This is a genomic window from Vibrio sp. 2092, assembly GCF_033339635.1.
GTDB lineage: Bacteria > Pseudomonadota > Gammaproteobacteria > Enterobacterales > Vibrionaceae > Vibrio > Vibrio alginolyticus.
In genome coordinates, this window is record NZ_JAWOUY010000005.1 from 105,203 (window position 1) to 124,448 (window position 19,246).

Sequence of the window (19,246 nt, forward strand, 5' to 3'; positions counted from 1 at the left end):
TAACTTAGCTATGCGTTTGCTCACCTTTTGGTGTGCTTTGGTTTGGTTGATAGTGCAAAATCACCATCGAGGTGGGTGACAGCAAGACTTCGCCTTCAGCATGTCCTGGGTTGAGATTACGTACGTTTGTATCACAGATCGTCACCCATTCTTGCTTTCGCTCATTGGGGAGCTTAAAGCGCGCTGTGGCGTTAGTTTGGTTGATGAGGTAGACCAGCTCTTGCCCTTCTTTACCGATACCAAGGTGAAGTGCGACGGAGCTTAAACGGTTCCAATCATCGTGCTCCATTAAGCGACCGTCTGTACGGTGCCAGAAAATACGGTTGTTATTGCGGTTTTCGCCACTGAAAGCTCGGATAAATGGCACCATGTATTGATTTCGGTTGGCGACCATTTGTGACATCCATGCTTTGAAATGTTGCTTACGTTCTGTCTCTTCCCAGTTCAGCCAACTGGTTTCGTTGTCTTGGCAATAGGCATTATTGTTACCGCCTTGGGTGTGAGACAGAACATCAGCAGTGAGAATGTGTGGGATACCGAAGGCAAACAGCAAGCTAGCAATAAGGTTGCGTTTTTGCTTCTCACGCGTGGCGATGATCATCAGATTTTCCGTCTCGCCCTCAACACCGTAGTTTTCTGAACGATTGTCACCGTGACCGTCGCGATTTTCTTCGCCATTGGCTTCGTTATGTTTGTGCTTGTAAGACACTAAATCTTGCAGTGTGAAGCCATCGTGATACGTGATGTAATTTACGGTGAGTTTGTATGGCCAGTTCGCTGCACTATAAATGTCACGAGAGCCCATTAATCGAGTGGCAAACTCTTTTAAATAGCCTTGATCACCGCGCCAAAAACTGCGGGAAATATCACGCAGTTTGTCATTACATTCGTTCCAACCAAATGGAAAGTTACCCACTTGGTAGCCATTTGGACCAATATCCCAAGGTTCGGCAATCAATTTGGTTTCACGCAAAATTGGGTCTTGCGCAACGGCTTTAAAGAAAGCTGCTTCTGGGTTGTAATCATCGCCCTGTCGACCTAACGTTGCAGCCAAGTCAAAACGGAAGCCATCGACTTTAAATTCGCTAACCCAGTAGCGCAATGTATCCATCACAAGGTTTAAGGCTGGTTGGTAGGTGAGATCCACTGTATTTCCGCAGCCAGTGTAATTGGCGAAGTGGTTGCCATGTTTGATGTAAAAACAGGAATCGAGGGCCTTCAGGTTGAAAATTGTAGGCCCTTCACCACCTTCAGCAGTGTGGTTGTAAACCACGTCGAGAATCACTTCGATGCCGTTTTTATGCAATTCGCGAATTGTTGTTTTTAATTCCGTAACGGCGTCTTGTTCTGCGTAGCGCGGATCGGGCACCATAAAGAGATAAGGGTTGTATCCCCAATAATTGACCTTTTCCATCTCTAGTAGGTGAGGCTCATGCATGCATGCTGCGACAGGTAGCAATTGCAGCGTGTTGATGTTTTGTTGTTCGTAAAAGGCCAGCATTTCAGGTGATGCAAGACCTAAATAGCGCCCCCTCAGCTTGTCCTCAACCTCTGGGTGGCGTTGGGTAATCCCTTTGACGTGCGTCTCAAACAACACCATCTCTTCTCTGGGTATACGCGGGTGATCCGTGTTTTGCCAGTCAAAATCATCTTCGATAACGACGCACTTCGGCATATCGAAACTTTTGGCTGGAGAGTACGGAGGGTGATAGTGGAGGGCTTTATCTATTGATTTTGCGTACGGATCAGAAATTAACAGTGGCTCTTCCTTGTGGGAAACAAGGTAACCGTATTTTTGCCCCGGCTTAATATCTGGAATAAAAGTATGACGTATGCCAGCGTATTCATTCGGTAAACCGTGAAGCTCGTAGCTGCCATCGTCTGCAAACAATGCCAGTTGAATGTCTTTTACGCCTGGAGCATGAATAGAGAAGTTACAGCCTTCTTTATTCAATGTTGCGCCTAGGGGGTAGGGGCGAGAGAGAAGTCGTGTCATCGGAGATACTTTATTTAATATTTATTGCTACCTTTAGGAAACTATAAGTTAAAAACTTTGTCTTACTAAGGTCAACCACCCTAAATATAAAAATATTCGTGTAATTTAATTACTTTATGTGACGGCTTAGAGTCAAAAATATGAAATGGCTATCACTTTGTAGCGGCTCAAAACCGAACAAACTTACTAATTCCTCCCTAGATTGGTGATCTGACTCGAAAAAACACCATTCGGTAAATTTTCTACTCCCTTCTCATCCCCCTTAAATTAGTTTAGGGCGGAGGAAGTCATCCTTGTACGCCTCGGGTAATCTCACAACTGTTGAAACAAACGGGGATTCGTTCCCATCTTACCTCTCTTTCTTTAGGTGTGTTTTTACTGCCTATATTCACCTAAAAGAGTGAGCAGGGAAGACAGAATTATAAATACCCTTAATGGAGTTAAGAATGAAAAAAGTAAGTGCAATTGCTGCTGCTGTAGCTGCAACTTTAGCTGCTGGTTCTGCATTCGCAGTGGATTTCCACGGTTACATGCGTGCTGGCGTTGGCGTGAACGCTGACGGTGGTCAACAATTAACATTCGAAAAGAACAAGATCGGTCGTCTAGGTAATGAAAGCGATATCTACGGCGAGATTCAACTAGGTAAAGAAGTTTACAACAACAACGGCAAAACGTTCTACGTAGACTCTATGGTTGCAATGACTTCTAATGGTTCAAACGACTGGGAAAGCACTTCTGCTAACTGTGGTTTGGATAACGGCGAAGTGAAATGTGTTGACGATGCACAATTCGCACTACGTCAATTCAACGTTCAAGCTAAAGGCCTACTAAACTTTGCTCCAGAAGCAACACTTTGGGCTGGTAAGCGCTACTACCAACGTCACGACATTCATATCTCTGACTTCTACTACTGGAACATCTCTGGCGCGGGCGCTGGTGTTGAAGGTATCGAAGCTGGTCCTGGTAAAGTTTCTTTCGCTTGGGTTCGTAACGACCGCGGCGATATCGCAGACCCAGGCAACGATGGTGGCGCAACAAACGTAAACACTCTAGACGTACGTTACGCAGGTCTTCCTCTATGGGACAACGGCTCTCTAGAAATGGGCTTGAACTACGCAATTCTTAACGAAACTGACGCTGCGCCAAACGGCACTAAAGATGCGAAAAACGGCGTAATGTTCACAGCAGAATTGACTCAAGGTCTAGACGCTGGTTTCAACAAAACAGTGCTTCAGTACGGTACTGAAGGTTACTCAAAAACAATGGCATTCTACGGCGACGGTAGCTGGTACGGCGCAGAAGCTGACAACGGTGCATCTGGTTACCGCCTAATCAACTGGGGTGTAATCGGCATGGGCGACAGCTGGGAAATGGGTCACCAGTTAGTGTACGGTGTTGGTGAAGACATGTGGGCTGGCCAAGACAAGTGGGAAACAATGTCTGTTGTTGTTCGTCCAATGTACAAATGGGATGACAACCACAAAACTATCTTCGAAGCTGGTTACGCTATCGACGATAACGACGGCGAAGAAAACAAATACGGTAAGCTAACTGTTGCACAAGCATGGTCTGCTGGTTCTAGCTTCTGGGCTCGTCCTGAAATACGTGTTTACGCTTCTTACCTAACGGCTGACAAAGAAGACAACTCAAACACATTTGACAACGGTCGTTCAGACGATACGTTCCAATTCGGTGTACAAGCTGAAGCTTGGTGGTAATCATCTAACCACTAAGTCCTAAATTGTCCTAGAATGATACAGCCAGAACTTATCTGGCTGTATTTATTTAAAAAACAATAAAGAGTCGAGGTAGACAGTAATGAAAAAATGGCTTGCTCCCGTACTGCTGGGCATGTTGGCTACTGGTTGTGCGTCTGTAGAACAAGTAGAGATGAGTCCAAAAGGTCAGCAACAAGTGATCACTCAATCGGGTGATATTCAATGGGTAACGGTTGATGTACCTGTGGTTACTGAATTCGCTTTGACTGATAAAAGCCAAATGTTGTTGGATGGTAACAGTGCTGGCGCTATTGCAGCGTTTGCTCTTCCAGGTAACCGTGGCAGTCTCGATATCAAATTAGAGACATTCGTAAGTAAAGAACTTCAATTTTATGCTCCTAATGTCGCAGTGATGAACTCGGCAGGAGAAACCATTTACCAAGCAGATTTTTCAAAGTTTAAGTATGAACCAGCAAAACTGTTGGACAACGATAAATTCGTACTTGATCTCAATGTGATTCCAGACATGACAGGTAACGATCTGCATGTGTTGGTTTACACGACTTCCGCCGATCTAAAAGGAAGTACACAAGTTTTACACCCTGCAAAAGCCTTCGCCATGGCGCGTCACACTCAGCCGCCAGATATTGCAGACCCTCTAGCGAAACATAGCCCACTCGGTCAGTTCCGCTTTTCGGTATCCGCGAATGATATTGTGAATACTAAGATTGTTGCGAAAAACGATAACATTCCCCAAGGTACGGACCTTACTAGCTACTACTACAGCTCAATTGAAGCGGCAGTCGCAGCGAATGATATTCCGAAAGCGCTCACTTTGCTTGATGAAGCAAAAGAACTGGGTATCGAAGGTGCGCAACAAGTGTTTGTGAAAGCCGTAAATAGAAAATAATCAGATAAAAAAAGGTCAGCGAAATGCTGACCTTTTTCATAGAAAATAAACTAATAAAAATACCCCTACATAGAGTTACCTTATTCACATAATTATTTTTATTACTTTGTTTTTTATATAGTTTGGATCAATAATTAATGGCAGTTCCTAATTTATTTTTTGTACTTAGGAAATAAACAAACTTCTCGAAGTGATTTAAATTCGCAATCTGACAATATTTATTTGGCGTTTGATATTTCCATTTTAATAACGATTAATATTTCTTTTAACCGTTGAGTTTATTTTGCTTTGGATATACTAAAAAGGAATTACGTGAAATGAACATGATGAAGACCTCTCTTGCTGCTGCCCTACTTGTTGCCTTAGTAGGTTGTCAATCGACGGCAGAACCAGAAGCGGCCGCAGAGCCTGTTGTTAATATGTCTCAAGACGAAGTGGTTGCTTTCATGAAAGCGTGTGACAACCCAGATAGCACAGCGAAAGGACCTATTTCTAAACCACTATTTGTGGTGGGTACTTTTGCGGATTCCGATTGGAAACACGTGCCTCAGCGTCAATACACCTACAAAGGGAATAATTTCTACCAAGCCGTGGTTCAAGAAAAAGTAGGCTCCTACAAAATGCAGTATGCGACCGAGTTGTGGTTCCCACAATTTACCGCAAAAGGTAATAGAATGAACGTTGGTGAATTAACACCATTAACATTTGGTGGTTACGGTACGGATACTTCGGTTGATATTAAAGAAGATGGTAAATATGTATGGAGTCTTCAGTTTGAAGGAAAAGGTAAACCTGTTCATGTCATGGTAAATAAGTGCCAATAATATTCAATTCAATTCAATTCAATTCAATTCAATTATTTAAAATCTATTTTTATTTATTAACCCCTGCATGAAACACATGTCGGGGTTAATTTTATTACTCAAATTTCCGTAGTTTATTTGAGTAAGTTAGGGAGAATAAAATGCGTAATATCCTACGTAACCATCGCCTGTCTCGATCGTTGCTTGCGTTAAGTGTGATTGGTGCTTTATCTGCGTGTAATTCTTCTGGTGGTGGCGACACTAATAGCAGCACTCCGCTACCGGATACCAGTTATGCTTGCCAAGCCAATGTCATGGCGCAAAGTAACCAACTTCGTACTTATCAAATCATGGTAGAGAGTTTTGTGGATGGTGATGCGAGCATTGGTCACGGTACAGGTTATGGCACCAGCCATCATAACGGCGATTTGCAAGGAGTGATTGATTCACTCGATTACATCCAAGACTTAGGGATGAATGCGATTTGGTTGACGCCAGTTTTTGAGTCAGAAGAGATAGCAGGACAAGATCATTGGGCGGATCGTTTGGACGCCACCGGCTATTTTGCGACAGATTACTTTAAAATCGACCCCAAATTTGGTGACTTAGCGACCGCGAAAACTTTAGTCGAAGAAGCACACAAACGCGGTCTGTACGTATTTTTTGATGGCGTATTTGGCCACCATAAGAATGGTTTGATCAAACCCTCGCCTTCCGGCTTGTTGCCTTCAGGCTCAAGCAATCCCGTGGATTACCCAGCCAGTCTCGATTTCTACAAAGAGGTGGCGACGTATTGGATCAAAGAACTCAAGATTGACGGCTGGCGTTTAGATCAAGCCTATCAAGTTCCGACAGACGCTTGGACACAACTTCGTAAAGCCGTCGATGAAGCCTCACAAAGTGTGACGTACACCAATAGCAAAGGCGATCAAGTGAATCCGTTGGGTTACATGGTGGCAGAGATTTGGAAAGGGGAGTCTGAGATTGCGAATGAGGCGTATGGATCGAACAGCGATCCAGCATTGTGCTCTGCGTTTGACTTCCCTATGCGATATCGCATCGTTGAAACTTTGGCCGTGAATGAGAGCGGCGTGGGTGGTCGCGGTGTGGATTGGTTAGACAACGGCTACAGCACACACAACCAATATCCAACACATGCGCAGCCGAATTTGATGATCGGCAACCATGATTTAGTGCGCTTTGGTGACTTGTTACAGCGCGGAAACTTGGCGGATGTGAATGATGCAGAATATTGGTTACGCCATAAAGCCGCGTTTGCTTTCCAAGCGGCGTACACCGGGCCAATCACGTTGTACTACGGTGATGAAATCGGGGATCAAGTGGATGGTTTTGCCGCAAAAGAAGACAACAGCACCTGTGCCATTCAAGGTTTGTGCGATGATCACGTTGCGCGCAGCAGTGCGAAAATTGAAGGCGTGACGGCGACGCTTGATGCAAACCAAGCCGATCTCAAATCTTATGTGACATCGCTGATGACAATGCGCGATGCGCATCCTGCACTTTATCAAGGGTCACGCACGAATTTAGTTGCGAGTAACGGCAGTTATGTGGACTTGAAACAATCTGGTTCGGACAAAGTCTTGTTTGCGCTAAATACCTTAGAGAGCGCTAGAAGCGTCACTCTTACTCAGGAGAGTGTTGGTACTGGTGAGTTGGTGGATTTGCTCACGAATGAAAAAATTACTCCGAGCAATGGTCAATATCAGATTCTGATGTCGCCACTACAAGGACGATTCTTTGCGGTAAAACCTTAAGGAATTATCCAGAATTGATGCTCACCAGTTGAGCTGACCACAAGCTTTCTTATAAACAAGCCAAGTGTTGTTGCTGACCCCCATAGGCGCACACTTGGCTTTTTTCTGTCTGTTTTACTTTTCCCTTAATGGTTTTACGACGATGTAGCCAACAAGTTGCTTCGCTTTTTGTATTGGCGTTTGTTTTCAGCAGATGGATATTTGTGAGATAAGCTGCACATTAAAAAGTAAATTAACACTTGTGCAACGTAAAAATGTGACTGAAGGATTACTTATGCCCCACTAATATGTTTATCGTGTTTGGGATTTATATAACTAATGGAAAAGTATAATGAAATCCATAACGAACTCCCTCTGTCTCCTTGCTGCTGTTAGCTCTCCGTTTGCATATAGCCAAATTATCAACGGTGACTTTGAACAGTGGAATGGCAATGTACCTACGCAGTGGTCAGTGATTGACGCTGGCATCGCGGTGTCGCCAAGCAGCGAACAAATCAAATCGGGCGGCCTGGCTGCTCAAGTCGTCGTGAATACAGGTACCCAAAGCAACACTGACCTTTTGCAAACCATTAATGTGGAGCAAGGGAAAACCTATCCGTTTTCTGTCTCGGTTTATCACACCGAAGGAAATGTAAAAGCACGTCTGGTGGTTGATGGTTATCACAATTACTCAGATCCGCAGCAGGTAAACCAGTGGCAAGAGCTGGCGCACAACTACACAGCGAGCTCGAACAAGACCATCAACGTCGGTTTGCGTTTTTACGATGAAGCCAGTTTTGATGGCTCAGAAGTTGTCTACGTCGATAATTTTCAACCGACTGAGACGAGTACACAACCTCCTGTAGAAAGTTGTAGTGATCACCAAGTGGTCTTGACTCTCACAACCGATAATTATGGTTCAGAAACTAGCTGGACGTTAAAAAACAACCAAGCTGAAGTACTGTTTTCTGGTCAGGGATATGAGTCAGCAATCACCATTGAAAAGAGCATGTGCTTAGCTGACGGTAACTACCAATTCACGATTCAAGACGAGTATGGTGACGGCATTTGTTGTGGCAGTGGCGCGGGGTCGTACACGCTGACTGAGGGAGATAAGACTCTTGCTTCTGGCGCTGAATTCTCGAAAAGTGAAACCACCGATTTTACGTTAGGTGACTCAACCACGACCCCACCAGTGGTTGATGGTTACTATCAAGCGGCATCTGGTAAGACGGGATACGCTCTAAAAACAGCGTTGTTTAACATTATCAATAATCACTCCAGCCGAGGCTATTCTGCGGTCTGGACCTTGGTAAAAGATGCCGATATTGATCGTTATTACGAAAATGATGGCTCTATTCTCGATATGTATTCTGAAAAGCCATCTGGTAGCGATACAGTAAGCTTTACCAAAGTCGCAGACCAATGTGGCCAATACAAAACGGAAGGGGATTGCTACAACCGTGAGCACTCTTTCCCGAAAAGCTGGTTTGGCGGTAAGGTTGAGCCGATGAACTCAGACGGTCATCACTTGTTTGCAACCGATGGTTATGTAAACGCGAAGCGCAGTAATTGGCCATTTGGTGAAGTGGGCACCGTGACCTACGTGTCTAGTAATGGCTCTAAACTTGGCCAAGCAAGCACTAGTCTGGGCTACTCCGGTACGGTGTTTGAGCCGATTGATGAGTTTAAGGGCGACTTCGCCCGTGCTTATTTCTACATGGCGACCCGTTATGAAAATGTTGTAGGTAATTGGGAAGGTAATTCAAGCAATGCGGATGCTGTCCTTAATGGTTCAAGTTCGACGGTTTTTGAACCTTGGGTGTTAAACATGCTTAAGCGTTGGCACAAAAATGATCCTGTTAGTGAAAAAGAACGAAATCGGAATCAACAAGTGTTTGATTTTCAAGGCAACCGCAACCCATTCATTGATCACCCGGAGTTTGTTGAACAGATTTGGGGAAACTAACACCTTCTTGATTTTGGTATCCGCCATTTAGTGACGCCAATAAAACAAAGGGGAAGTGTGATGCTTCCCCTTTTTCATTATGGATGTTTTCAAATGAAACTAGTTTTTCGTAACGGTTACGATTGGCGCTGACTTGTCAGCTGCATTGAAGTGGAAGTTGTAATTTCCTGCTTCTGCAATCGCAATTTTTAGGTTTGCGCTACCGCCACCGGCTTCCATCGTCAGCCCTTTACCAAGTTCAACACTGCCTTCACCACCGAAGTTGGTGTCTGCTGCCCAGTCTGCGCTCGCAACTTTCATCTCGTAGTTGCCCGCCGCTACGTCAATGTCTAGCGAGTAAACATCATTAGCGACGTAGCTGAACTTCGCTGCTGAATCTTGCGCTGGAGTGTCCCAACTTGTGATAGTGCCACGTAAGTAAAGTGCTGTTTCACCGAATGTTGGTGCATCTGCTGATTTGGTCACTGACACGACCGGTTTTTCTACACTTTCATCTTGAACATGCAGCGCGTTCAGAGTGAAGTTGTACTTACCTGTTTCAGCAACAGACAGCTTACAGTTACCTTCTGAACCTAATTCTAGTGAACCAGAAGCTATATTCGCAGCATCACAACCGATGTTTGGATTTGCCCAACCAGAGTCCGCGAATTTGAACTCGTGTTCACCTGCTTCAAGAACGCCAGTTACAGAGTACATGCCGTTGCCAATAAAGGTCATCGCCCAGTCACTGCTATCTGACCACTCGTTCATGGTGCCTTTGACGTAAACCACGGTTTCGCCGTAAGGAGGAATACTCGATACGTCTTTATTATCCGTGTTTACTGGTAGGCCAGCACCTTGCGCGCCGTTTTGTGGCTGCATGAATACCGCTGTTGTCAGTGCTGGTACTGTGAAGGTTTCATTGGTGAAGCTTGCACCTTTCACGATGTCATCCGCAGAGTTTTGTTGAACTTCATGTAACTCGAAACCAGTTGCGCCAGCAACTTTGAAAGATTTCTCAGTTGATGTTGAGTTCACAACGGCCACGACAGCATCGTAGTTCGAATCTAAATCGGCACCTGCTGATGTACCATCGTCGATAGACATCACAATCAAGCCTTCCACTTGGTCTTTCCCTACGTTGCGGAAGTCAACACGGTTCATCACTTCTTGCGCGGTATCTAGGCGGAACAGTTCGCTTGTGCTACGGATTTTTAGTAGCTCTAGGAATTGTTGCTTAGTCAGCTCGATGTCGGTTGAATCTGGTTTCGCCGTGCTGTCACCAACGATGGTTTTGATCAGCTCCCAGTTTGCACCGTCTTTGTCTTCACGTGGTAGACCAACGTTCCAGTTATTGTCGCTTCCGTCGAAGAATACACGGTTGAACCAGTCACCAGAATCGTACGAGTCGCGCTGCATGGATTTAGAGCGCAATAGCTCAGAACCCATATGGATGAATGGAATGCCTTGACCAAGCATCACCGTTGATAGGGACACAGACTGCATACGTGCACGCTCGGCAGATGAAGTACCTGTCGCAATCTTGTAGGCGTTGTTATCCCACAATGTTTGGTTGTCGTGCTTAGACACGTAAGAGATGTTCTCTGATGGCACTTTTGTGTAGCCTGCAGGCGCACCATTGTAATCAACGTTCTTACCCAGCTTGGTTTCGCCTTTGTAATCAAGAAGGATGTAGTCAGCCAAGTTACCAGCCATACCTAGACGAACCAGATCTTGGTTGTGTAAACGACCATTCACCGACTCTGCGTCAGTTTTGGTTTCTTCGTTAGGGTAAGCGGCGTTACCAAAGCCTTGGTTAAAGCGAAGTGGGTGCTTACCTTCAGAATCTAAACCGCCATCAAACGGGCTTCCGCCACGAACTGCGTCACGCAGACGATCAGAGAAAGTACCGATTTCTGTCCCCGCCATGTTGACTTGTGTCGCCTGATCGAAGCGAGCGTTTTGCGCGACTTCACCAAAGTCCCAACCTTCGCCGTAGAACAAGGTATTCGGGTCAATTTCACGGACTTTTTCAAGTGCGTAAACCATCACATCTTTCGGCTGGTGGCCCATAAGGTCAAAACGGAAACCATCGACTTTATAGTCATCCGCCCATACCATCAATGAGTCAACCATTAGTTTACCCATCATCAAGTTCTCGGTTGCGGTGTTATCACAACAGGTTGAGTTTTCGACGCCGCCAGTGTTGACGTTTAGGCGGTGGTAGTACCCAGGGACAATCTTATCCAGTACTGATTTTTCGTTCACACCAGATGCATTTGTGTGGTTGTACACGACGTCCATGACCAGTTTCAGATCCATTTTATGCGTCGCTTGAACCATTTCGCGGAACTCAAGAATACGCTTAGACCCGTTAGGTTCGGTCGCATAACTGCCTTCTGGCACGGTGTAGTGGTAAGGGTCGTAACCCCAGTTGAAGCTGTCTAGCATGCGAAGATCGTTCATCAACGCTTGTGCTTTGCCCGTTGTTGGGTCGTAGCTATTTAATACCTCTTCAATCACTTTGCCGTCATCTTCGGTCTCACAAATGGAGGCTTCTGGCTTGATGCCACAAAGTTTACCCACGGTGTCGGTGATATCGACTCGCTTGTCAGCGTCTTCATCCACGGTTGCAATATCAAATGCTGGCAAGATATGTAGCGTTGTTAGGCCAGCATCTTTTAAAGCTTGTAAGTGAGATACAGACTCACGCTCAGGTTCTGTAAGCGCCAGATATTTGCCATCAAGACTTGGTGTGCCTTTGCTGTCGTTAAAGCTGAAATCACGAATGTGTGACTCGTAAAGGACGTGGTCTTCGTCTTTTTTAACCGTTGGGCGTGCGTAGTTTTTCCAATCTTGAGGCATTAAGCTTGGATCATCTAAATCAACCACTTGCGAGTATCGTGAGTTCTTAGACAAGCTCATTGAATATGGGTCTGTTACTAAACGCGTTTCAACGACGCCAGTTGTTGGGTGGTATACCTTAACTTGGTAGCGATAGTATTTGTTGACAACGTTGCTTTGTGCCTCAGAAACCCAGATACCTGTTGCTGGGTCTTCCGTCATGGCAACGGTCGCTTCTTCTGCTAAGTTTTCATCGTAGATTATCAGATCAACATCTTGGGCAGTTGGTGCCCATAGTTTGAAGGTTGCGGCACCGCCTTCCACAATCGCACCGAGTTCTTGACCGATCGCGTTACCTGCCTTGGAATCGGCAAACACCGCATCCAAAACGCCCGGTTTTTGCACTTCAGTTGCAGAAATGACGTCACCATTTGCGTTGTAAGCCACCATAACGATTTGTGACTTCAGGATCGTACGCAAGGTCGCGTCATCGACATCGATACCTGCAGCTTGAAGGCTAGCAAGGTGACGGAAGCGTGATTTCAGACCATCAGACAACTCACCAGCTTTTGTCAGCTCAACCGCTGTACCGCCAGAGATTTGCTTATCTTCATCCATTTTGATGTCATTGCTAAGGCTGTAGAACAGCTTCATGGAATCCGCACTGGTCGCCGCTTCCCATGCAATGGTGTTGGCGTCTAACCAATGGGCTTTTTGACCATCAATATCAACAGGGCGCTCTTCTATTGGCTCGTAGTAAAGTTCACTGCTGCCGTGGAAGCCAAACAAACCTTTCGATTCGCCGATTTTCGTCAACTCTACTTTTGAGTTTGCGCTGCCGAACGCTTTCTCATCACCTTTGTGCAGAATGAAGTTCATGCATTCGTGTGGGTCAGAGGCGTCAGGGTTTATTTTCAGTACGTAGTAAGCACCGTAGGTGTCGTTGATGCCATCGAATGGGTGTGGCGCAGACCAATCCGTTCCTGTTCCCGGAATGCCCATTGCGTCTAAATCTGTGCTGGTACAGCCCTCACCGTTCCATAGGTGCAAGCCCCAACCTTCGTAGTCGCTGGCTGTTGAAGCTGATGCTACGTCACGTTTGTAATAAATGACGACTTCGTTCTCTCCCGCAGGGTACAAGCCTGAGCCAGGGGTCGTCGTATCTTCGTTCGTGCTATCACTACCACAACCGCTGATTACCGCGACGGAAATCAAAGGCAGTACGGTTTTGGCAATTGTTGATAATTTAAATGTCTTATTGTCCACGTTTACAAATCCATTGTTATTGAATTGATATTGAGCTGCGCGCTGCCTTCGCTGACTCAATCATCAAGAAGGTTTTGCACACGCTAGAAAGGCAGATGCCAAAAAAGGAAATGTTCAATTAGATGCTAATACACTGAATCATCAGCAAAATGTGAGAGCAGGCTGTTAAGTTTTTTACAGGTGCAAATTTTCTGTCACAGTCGATTTTGTTCACAAATTAAATAACAAAACAGGCGCATAGTGAGAGATTCTGCACATCATTAAAATGTAAATTTTTATGGGATGAGTAAGGGGGGATGATAGGGGATGAGAATGTCTCAGCCCCAAAACCGTGATTAAGTTCTATAAAAATGAGGGCTATATTTTTCTTTTAAAAATAAGTTGCAGTGATGTTGAATAAAATACCGCCATTAAGTTTTCGCAAGCTTCAGATTTTCGCTAAGTGGTCGTTATATAATGAAGGTAGTCGGCGTTACGTCGGCGCGTAATCATAAGATTTCCCTGAAAGGGAGTTGAATTGGGCCCTGAAACCAAAAGAGGCTATTTATGAGTAGTATGGGCATTGCCATTGCGGCAACTGGCCTTTCACTCGTCCTGATATTTGTGTGGATGATCTCGTTGTCGATGCGGAAACAGAGACTCGAGGCAGAGAGGAAAGCTCGCGAAGCCGCTTATCGAAAGGCGATGCATAAAGCGCGAGAGCAAGAGCGTAAAGAGCGAGAGTTCAAAGCCGAAACTGGGCATATCCCCACCATTTTATTTCTAGCGAAAGAAGCCGAAAAGGGCAACATTCGTCAAGCGCTGTATTGGTATGATAAAGCCGCTAAACTGGACAATGTGACGGGGATGTACGGCATTGTTCGCTTAAGTGAACGCATGCGCGAAGATGTGATTTTAAAAGAGCAGGCAAACTTCTGGCGTACCGCAATTGCGGGAATGGAAGGGGATACCGAAGCGAAATTTTCGACGGGCAAGGCCTTGGTCTTTGGTCGAGGAACTGAAAAAAATATCCCAAAAGGTAACCAACTGATTGAAACTGCCGCCGAAGAAGGCTGCATTGATGCCATGATTTATATGGGGGAATGGCAGCTTTCACCAGATAATAGTGCAGGACGCAGTGCAGATGCGCTTTACTGGTTTATGAAAGCGGCGGAAAAAGACAGTGCGGATGGCAAAATCCAAGTCGGCTTATGTTACCTAAATGGCATTGGTACAGAAAAAAGCATGGTTAAAGGTTGCTACTGGCTGGAACGGGCCGCGGAAGGTGGCAGTGCTAAAGCGATGTATCATGCTGGCGAAGCGTGGAAGGATAAAGGTAAAACGGGTAATGCAATTGCTTACGTTTGGCTGTTTCTTGCTGCTAATATGGGCTACCAACCTGCACGTACGTTGCGTGATGAAGTGGCAACCAATATTGGTGTTGATGTTGTCGTTGGATTGCAGTCCATAGCGAAGCCGTTGCAAAGAAAGCTGGCCTCAGGAATGGTTAGAAAGCACTCTATTATTCGAGCCCTTAACAAAGTGTACAAACGCGAAGCGTATTTTCCTGCGGAAGAGGAGCTCAATGCGGTGTTGAATGATGAGAATAAAGACGTCTCCGAAGCTTGGGAGGAGACATCAACACTAGATTTTCAGCCTAAGATGACAACGGTAACAGCAGAAGACCAGGCAAGCACATCGCCTAACGAAAAAAAACTCTCTAAAGATGCGCTCGATTTCACTCAAAACTTCCTTCAGCCATAACCTATCTTATCCAGAAGCCTCAAGATTGAGGCTTTTCTTTTGTCTTTAAAATGTTACGCCAAATCCAAGTCAGCTTAATGTATTTGAGGCTAGACATCCAATGACGTGAAAACTCATTTTCGACATTTGGAGGACGAAAGATGATAAGTCAACCTGTTAAAATCGGTGACGACACCGCCGTAGTCATTCCAAGCGTAATCCTGGCTCAGCTCGGGATAAGGGAAGGAGATACCCTAGAAATCGCACTGAATAAAGACAAAATGGAAATTAAGAAGATGGTGTTGAAAACCAGCGCTCCAACTTACTCTGAAGATATTGAGGAGAATTGAGTTAGAGAATCTTGGTTTGTCGGATACACTACTGGTTTCGCAAAACTGGCGCTTGCCGCTGTCTTTGAACTATCGATAACTACAATAAGAGGTAAGGTACTATGCAAGGTATCCTCTCTATACAATCTCATGTTTCTTTTGGTCATGCTGGTAACAGCAGTGCTGTTTTCCCAATGCAACGCATGGGTTTCGAAGTATGGCCGATTCATACCGTTCAATTTTCTAACCACACGCAGTATCAAGAAGGCTGGACTGGGCGAGCGTTTGCGGCTGAAGACATCAGCGAGTTAGTTCGTGGACTTGGTAACATCGGCACGCTGGAAAAGTGCCAAGCGGTATTGACGGGCTACCAAGGTAGCGCAGAGCAGTGCCTTGCTGTTGAAGATACCGTGACGAAAGTGAAGCAAGCGAACCCGAACGCACTTTACGTTTGCGACCCTGTGATGGGCGCGCCAGACAAAGGCTGCATTGTGGCTCCGGGCATTGCTGAAAATCTTCTAACGCGTTTGATGCCAATGGCGGACGTGATCGTTCCGAACCAATTCGAGCTAAGTCAATTTGCTGAGATGGAAATCCACTCACTAGACGATGCGATCACCGCATGCCAACGTGCGCTAGAGAAAGGTCCAAAAGTGGTGCTAGTTAAGCACCTTTACTGCCTAGAAAATGGCAGCTTTAACATGCTATTGGCTACGCAAGAAGGTATTTACCTTGCGAAGCGTCCTCAATTTGAGTTTGCTAAACAACCTGTTGGCGTGGGCGATCTTATTTCAGCTATTTTTACCGCGGGACTCTTAAAAGGCTGGTCTCCTAAACAAGCTTTCCAACATTGTCATGACGCGTGCTACGGGGTGTTAAGTGCAACGTATCATGCAGGCGAATGGGAGCTGCAAACTATCGCGGCGCAGCAAGAGTTTGTTGAACCAAGCAAACACTTCCCGATTGAAGAAGTGGCTCTGGTCACCGCATAATTGAGCGCAATTAAACAAAAAAGGGGAGCCATCATCGGCTCCCCTTTCTATTTGTTCTGTCAGTCTTACTGAGCTTTTTGCTGCTCTGATTTACAAACTGCTGCCGTAAAGACAACGTCTGTTGAGCTGTTTAGCGCAGTTTCAGCAGAGTCTTGAATCACACCGATAATGAAGCCAACCGCTACAACCTGCATTGCTACGTCGTTTGAGATACCAAACAGGCCACACGCAAGTGGGATAAGTAGTAGAGAGCCACCTGCAACACCTGATGCGCCGCATGCAGAAACCGCAGCTACAATACTTAGAAGTAGCGCAGTCAGTAGATCAACTTCGATACCCATAGTGTGCACAGCTGCAAGCGTTAGCGTCGTGATAGTGATTGCAGCACCAGCCATGTTGATGGTCGCACCTAGAGGGATAGATACTGAGTATGTATCCTCGTCCAGTTTTAGCTTCTCACATAGTGCCATGTTTACTGGAATATTCGCCGCACTTGAACGAGTGAAGAACGCAGTTACACCACTTTCACGTAGACAACGGAATACAAGTGGGTAAGGGTTTTGTTTGGTTTTAACGAACACGATCGCTGGGTTTACAACGAGTGCGATGATCATCATTGCGCCAAGAAGAACCGCCAGAAGGTGTGCGTAGCTTGCTAGTGCGCTAAAGCCCGTTGTCGCAAACGTTGAAGCAACCAAGCCAAAGATACCAAATGGTGCAAGACGAATGATAAAGCGCACAATGTGAGACACGCTGTGGCTTAGATCTTCAAATACGGCCTTCGTTGTTGCCGATGCGTGGTGTAGTGCAAGACCCAGACCCACACCCCAAGCAAGAATGCCGATGTAGTTTGCTTCTACTAGTGCATTTACTGGGTTGTCGACCAGTTTAAACAACAGTGTGCGTAGAATTTCAGCAATACCTTGAGGAGGCGTTGCACCTTCAGCGCCGGTGACAAGCGTTAAATTGGTCGGGAAAAGGAAGCTTAGAACCACTGCTGATAGCGCCGCGAAGAATGTACCCATCAGGTACAGTACAACGATTGGGCGCATGTAAGTGTGTTGGTTTTTCTTTTGGTTTGCAATTGAAGCGGCAACCAAAATAAACACAAGAATTGGCGCGATCGCTTTAAGCGCGCCGACAAAAAGGCTACCAATTAATCCCGCGCTTTCGGCATGGCTTGGAGAAATTGTCGCGAGCAAAATACCAAAGACGATACCGACAAGGATCTGGACGACGAGGTTACCACGAGCATATCGGGCAACGAGGCTGTTGTGTTGCATACATCATTCCTGCAATTTTATGCCAGAGTGGCAGGGCAATAGTCCATCATTACACGGCGATAATGCCCTTATATTACAAGGGGTGAGCATTGCTTCTGGTCACTAAGACACATGATTATCAATTATCCTGTTTTTATAAATTCAGCCATTTTCTTGCTGAATATCACATATCTTAGCTTGGTAATATTTTGTGTCTAGTTTTAGTTTGTTTTTGGATTAAATGTTTGCTCAATGTTATTTAAATAAGATTTTTATGTTGAAAATTATCATTAGTTATGAGTAATGGTTTTTAATAAAGTTGTTAAAAAGGAGACTTTCGTCTCCTTTGATTTTATTGACAACTCAAACGCAACAAATTAATAACTTTGTTGGCGCCTGCGCTTATCACTCATGGCATTGCGAGCAAGTTTACCGAATCGTCGACTTTGTGCTCGTTGCTCTGCCAAAGTCGCGCCGTTAAAGGCTTGTTCTCGCAATAGTTTTTGATAGTTATTGAAACGACGAACCTCCAGTTTGCCATTTGCAATCGCAGTTTGAACTGCGCAGCCTGGCTCAGTTTGGTGCTTACAATTGCCAAAGCGACAACGCTGAGCGAGCGCCTCAATGTCAGAAAATGCCTCACTGACCCCCGATTCACAATCTGCTAGTTGAAGCTCGCGCATTCCCGGAGTATCAATCAAGATGCCGCCATCAGGTAATAGATGGATAGAGCGCGATGTAGTTGTATGTCGCCCTTTGCTATCGTCTTCACGAATATGCCCAGTTGCCTGTTCTTGTTGCCCGAGTAATGCATTAACAAGAGTTGATTTGCCAACGCCTGAAGAACCGATAAAAGCGAGGGTTTGTCCTTCTTTGCACCAGGTCATGAGTTTAGAAGCACTCTCTATTTCTAAGCCGTTGACTGTCTCTATAGCTAATAGAGGGTCGAGCTTCTGTACTTGGCTTTTTAGTTCATCAGTATTGTCACACAAATCGGCTTTGGAAAGCACGATGACGGGTTCGACTTCGGCTTCATGAGCCAAGGCAAGATAGCGTTCAATACGACTTAAATTGAAGTCGTCGTTAAGGGAACAGACGATAAACACTGTATCCACATTGGCTGCGATAAGTTGCTCTACCACTTTGCTGCCAGCGGCTTTGCGGCTAAAGAGGCTCAAGCGATCCAGTAAGCGAACAAATTGCTGATCTTCATTTAAGATTACCCAGTCTCCGACGGTCATATTGGGTAAAGAATGGTGGGCATTAAGATGAACTTGCCCAGTTTCTGTTGCCAATAAATAACCACTTCGGTGATGCGCAATTACACGAGCAAAGATAGTGTTGTCGTAATCGTCTAATGTCAGTTGTTGCTGAAAAAATGGTTTCCAACCCAATTGTTTTAGAGGGTTTGAAGTTGAAACTAATGTGTCACAAAAAGTATGTGTTTGATTCATTATTGAATTATCCCAGACGCAACAAAGCGCCTTAATACAAATCGCATTAGGGTCTAATTCGGATAGAGTTGACCCCGGTGAAGACCGGGCAGAGAAGGGGAGTTGTGGCTATGCCACAGAGTTGGTGCTGTTAGGGTTACCCTTGCGATGCCCAGTTAGTGTTATTCAATACAATCATCTTGTGTCCTCTTCGTTGGTTAATAAATAAGTGAGTTAATTAAGCCAAAAGAGTATAGCCGCCCTTTTTT

At 45.4% G+C, this 19,246-nt stretch carries 12 protein-coding genes; 8 read left to right on the top strand and 4 right to left on the bottom strand.

The annotated features are described in order from the left end of the window. Positions 1-4 precede the first annotated feature (4 nt). Entirely contained in the window at positions 5-1,996 is a 1,992-nt protein-coding gene (glgX, locus tag R7P80_RS10890) for a glycogen debranching protein GlgX (protein ID WP_193837791.1), read from the bottom strand. Between the two features lie 446 nt (positions 1,997-2,442). Here glgX and R7P80_RS10895 point away from each other — a divergent pair, with 446 nt between their 5' ends. From R7P80_RS10895 to R7P80_RS10915, 5 genes are all read left to right on the top strand, one after another. Beyond that, positions 2,443-3,714 (top strand): maltoporin, encoded by a 1,272-nt coding sequence (locus R7P80_RS10895; RefSeq protein WP_005374784.1) that lies wholly within the window; start codon positions 2,443-2,445, stop codon positions 3,712-3,714. A gap of 100 nt (positions 3,715-3,814) precedes the next feature. Beyond that, entirely contained in the window at positions 3,815-4,624 is an 810-nt protein-coding gene (locus tag R7P80_RS10900) for a MalM family protein (protein WP_225491610.1), read from the top strand. Positions 4,625-4,941: 317 nt separating this feature from the next. Further along, complete coding sequence (locus R7P80_RS10905; protein ID WP_005374788.1) at positions 4,942-5,448, top strand: hypothetical protein; 507 nt, start codon at positions 4,942-4,944, stop codon at positions 5,446-5,448. 140 nt (positions 5,449-5,588) lie between these two features. After that, positions 5,589-7,202: an alpha-amylase family glycosyl hydrolase gene (locus tag R7P80_RS10910; protein WP_017820115.1), complete on the top strand. Its 1,614-nt coding sequence runs from the start codon at positions 5,589-5,591 to the stop codon at positions 7,200-7,202. Between the two features lie 331 nt (positions 7,203-7,533). Next, positions 7,534-9,150: an endonuclease gene (locus R7P80_RS10915; protein WP_225491611.1), complete on the top strand. Its 1,617-nt coding sequence runs from the start codon at positions 7,534-7,536 to the stop codon at positions 9,148-9,150. A 99-nt stretch (positions 9,151-9,249) separates the two neighbouring features. On the opposite strand, the gene pulA is transcribed toward R7P80_RS10915, so the two are convergent. Beyond that, the gene (pulA, locus tag R7P80_RS10920) at positions 9,250-13,239 is read right to left on the bottom strand and encodes a pullulanase-type alpha-1,6-glucosidase (protein ID WP_225491612.1); all 3,990 of its coding nucleotides are present in this window, start codon (positions 13,237-13,239) and stop codon (positions 9,250-9,252) included. Positions 13,240-13,785: 546 nt separating this feature from the next. Between pulA and R7P80_RS10925 the strand changes: the two genes are divergently transcribed. The 3 genes from R7P80_RS10925 to pdxY all read left to right on the top strand — a co-directional run bounded on the left by R7P80_RS10925 (position 13,786) and on the right by pdxY (position 16,282). Further along, complete coding sequence (locus R7P80_RS10925; RefSeq protein WP_213971617.1) at positions 13,786-14,982, top strand: tetratricopeptide repeat protein; 1,197 nt, start codon at positions 13,786-13,788, stop codon at positions 14,980-14,982. Between the two features lie 140 nt (positions 14,983-15,122). Next, the gene (locus tag R7P80_RS10930) at positions 15,123-15,311 is read left to right on the top strand and encodes an AbrB/MazE/SpoVT family DNA-binding domain-containing protein (RefSeq protein WP_017634469.1); all 189 of its coding nucleotides are present in this window, start codon (positions 15,123-15,125) and stop codon (positions 15,309-15,311) included. Between the two features lie 101 nt (positions 15,312-15,412). Beyond that, entirely contained in the window at positions 15,413-16,282 is an 870-nt protein-coding gene (gene pdxY / locus R7P80_RS10935; protein ID WP_053303912.1) for a pyridoxal kinase PdxY, read from the top strand. Between the two features lie 65 nt (positions 16,283-16,347). Here the strand turns inward: pdxY and sstT are convergent, their stop codons facing one another. Together sstT and rsgA are read right to left on the bottom strand one after the other, a co-directional pair. Next, positions 16,348-17,565, bottom strand: a complete 1,218-nt coding sequence (sstT, locus tag R7P80_RS10940; RefSeq protein WP_005374821.1) for a serine/threonine transporter SstT — start codon at positions 17,563-17,565, stop codon at positions 16,348-16,350. 356 nt (positions 17,566-17,921) lie between these two features. Further along, positions 17,922-18,998 (bottom strand): ribosome small subunit-dependent GTPase A, encoded by a 1,077-nt coding sequence (rsgA, locus tag R7P80_RS10945; protein ID WP_005384642.1) that lies wholly within the window; start codon positions 18,996-18,998, stop codon positions 17,922-17,924. Positions 18,999-19,246 lie beyond the last annotated feature (248 nt).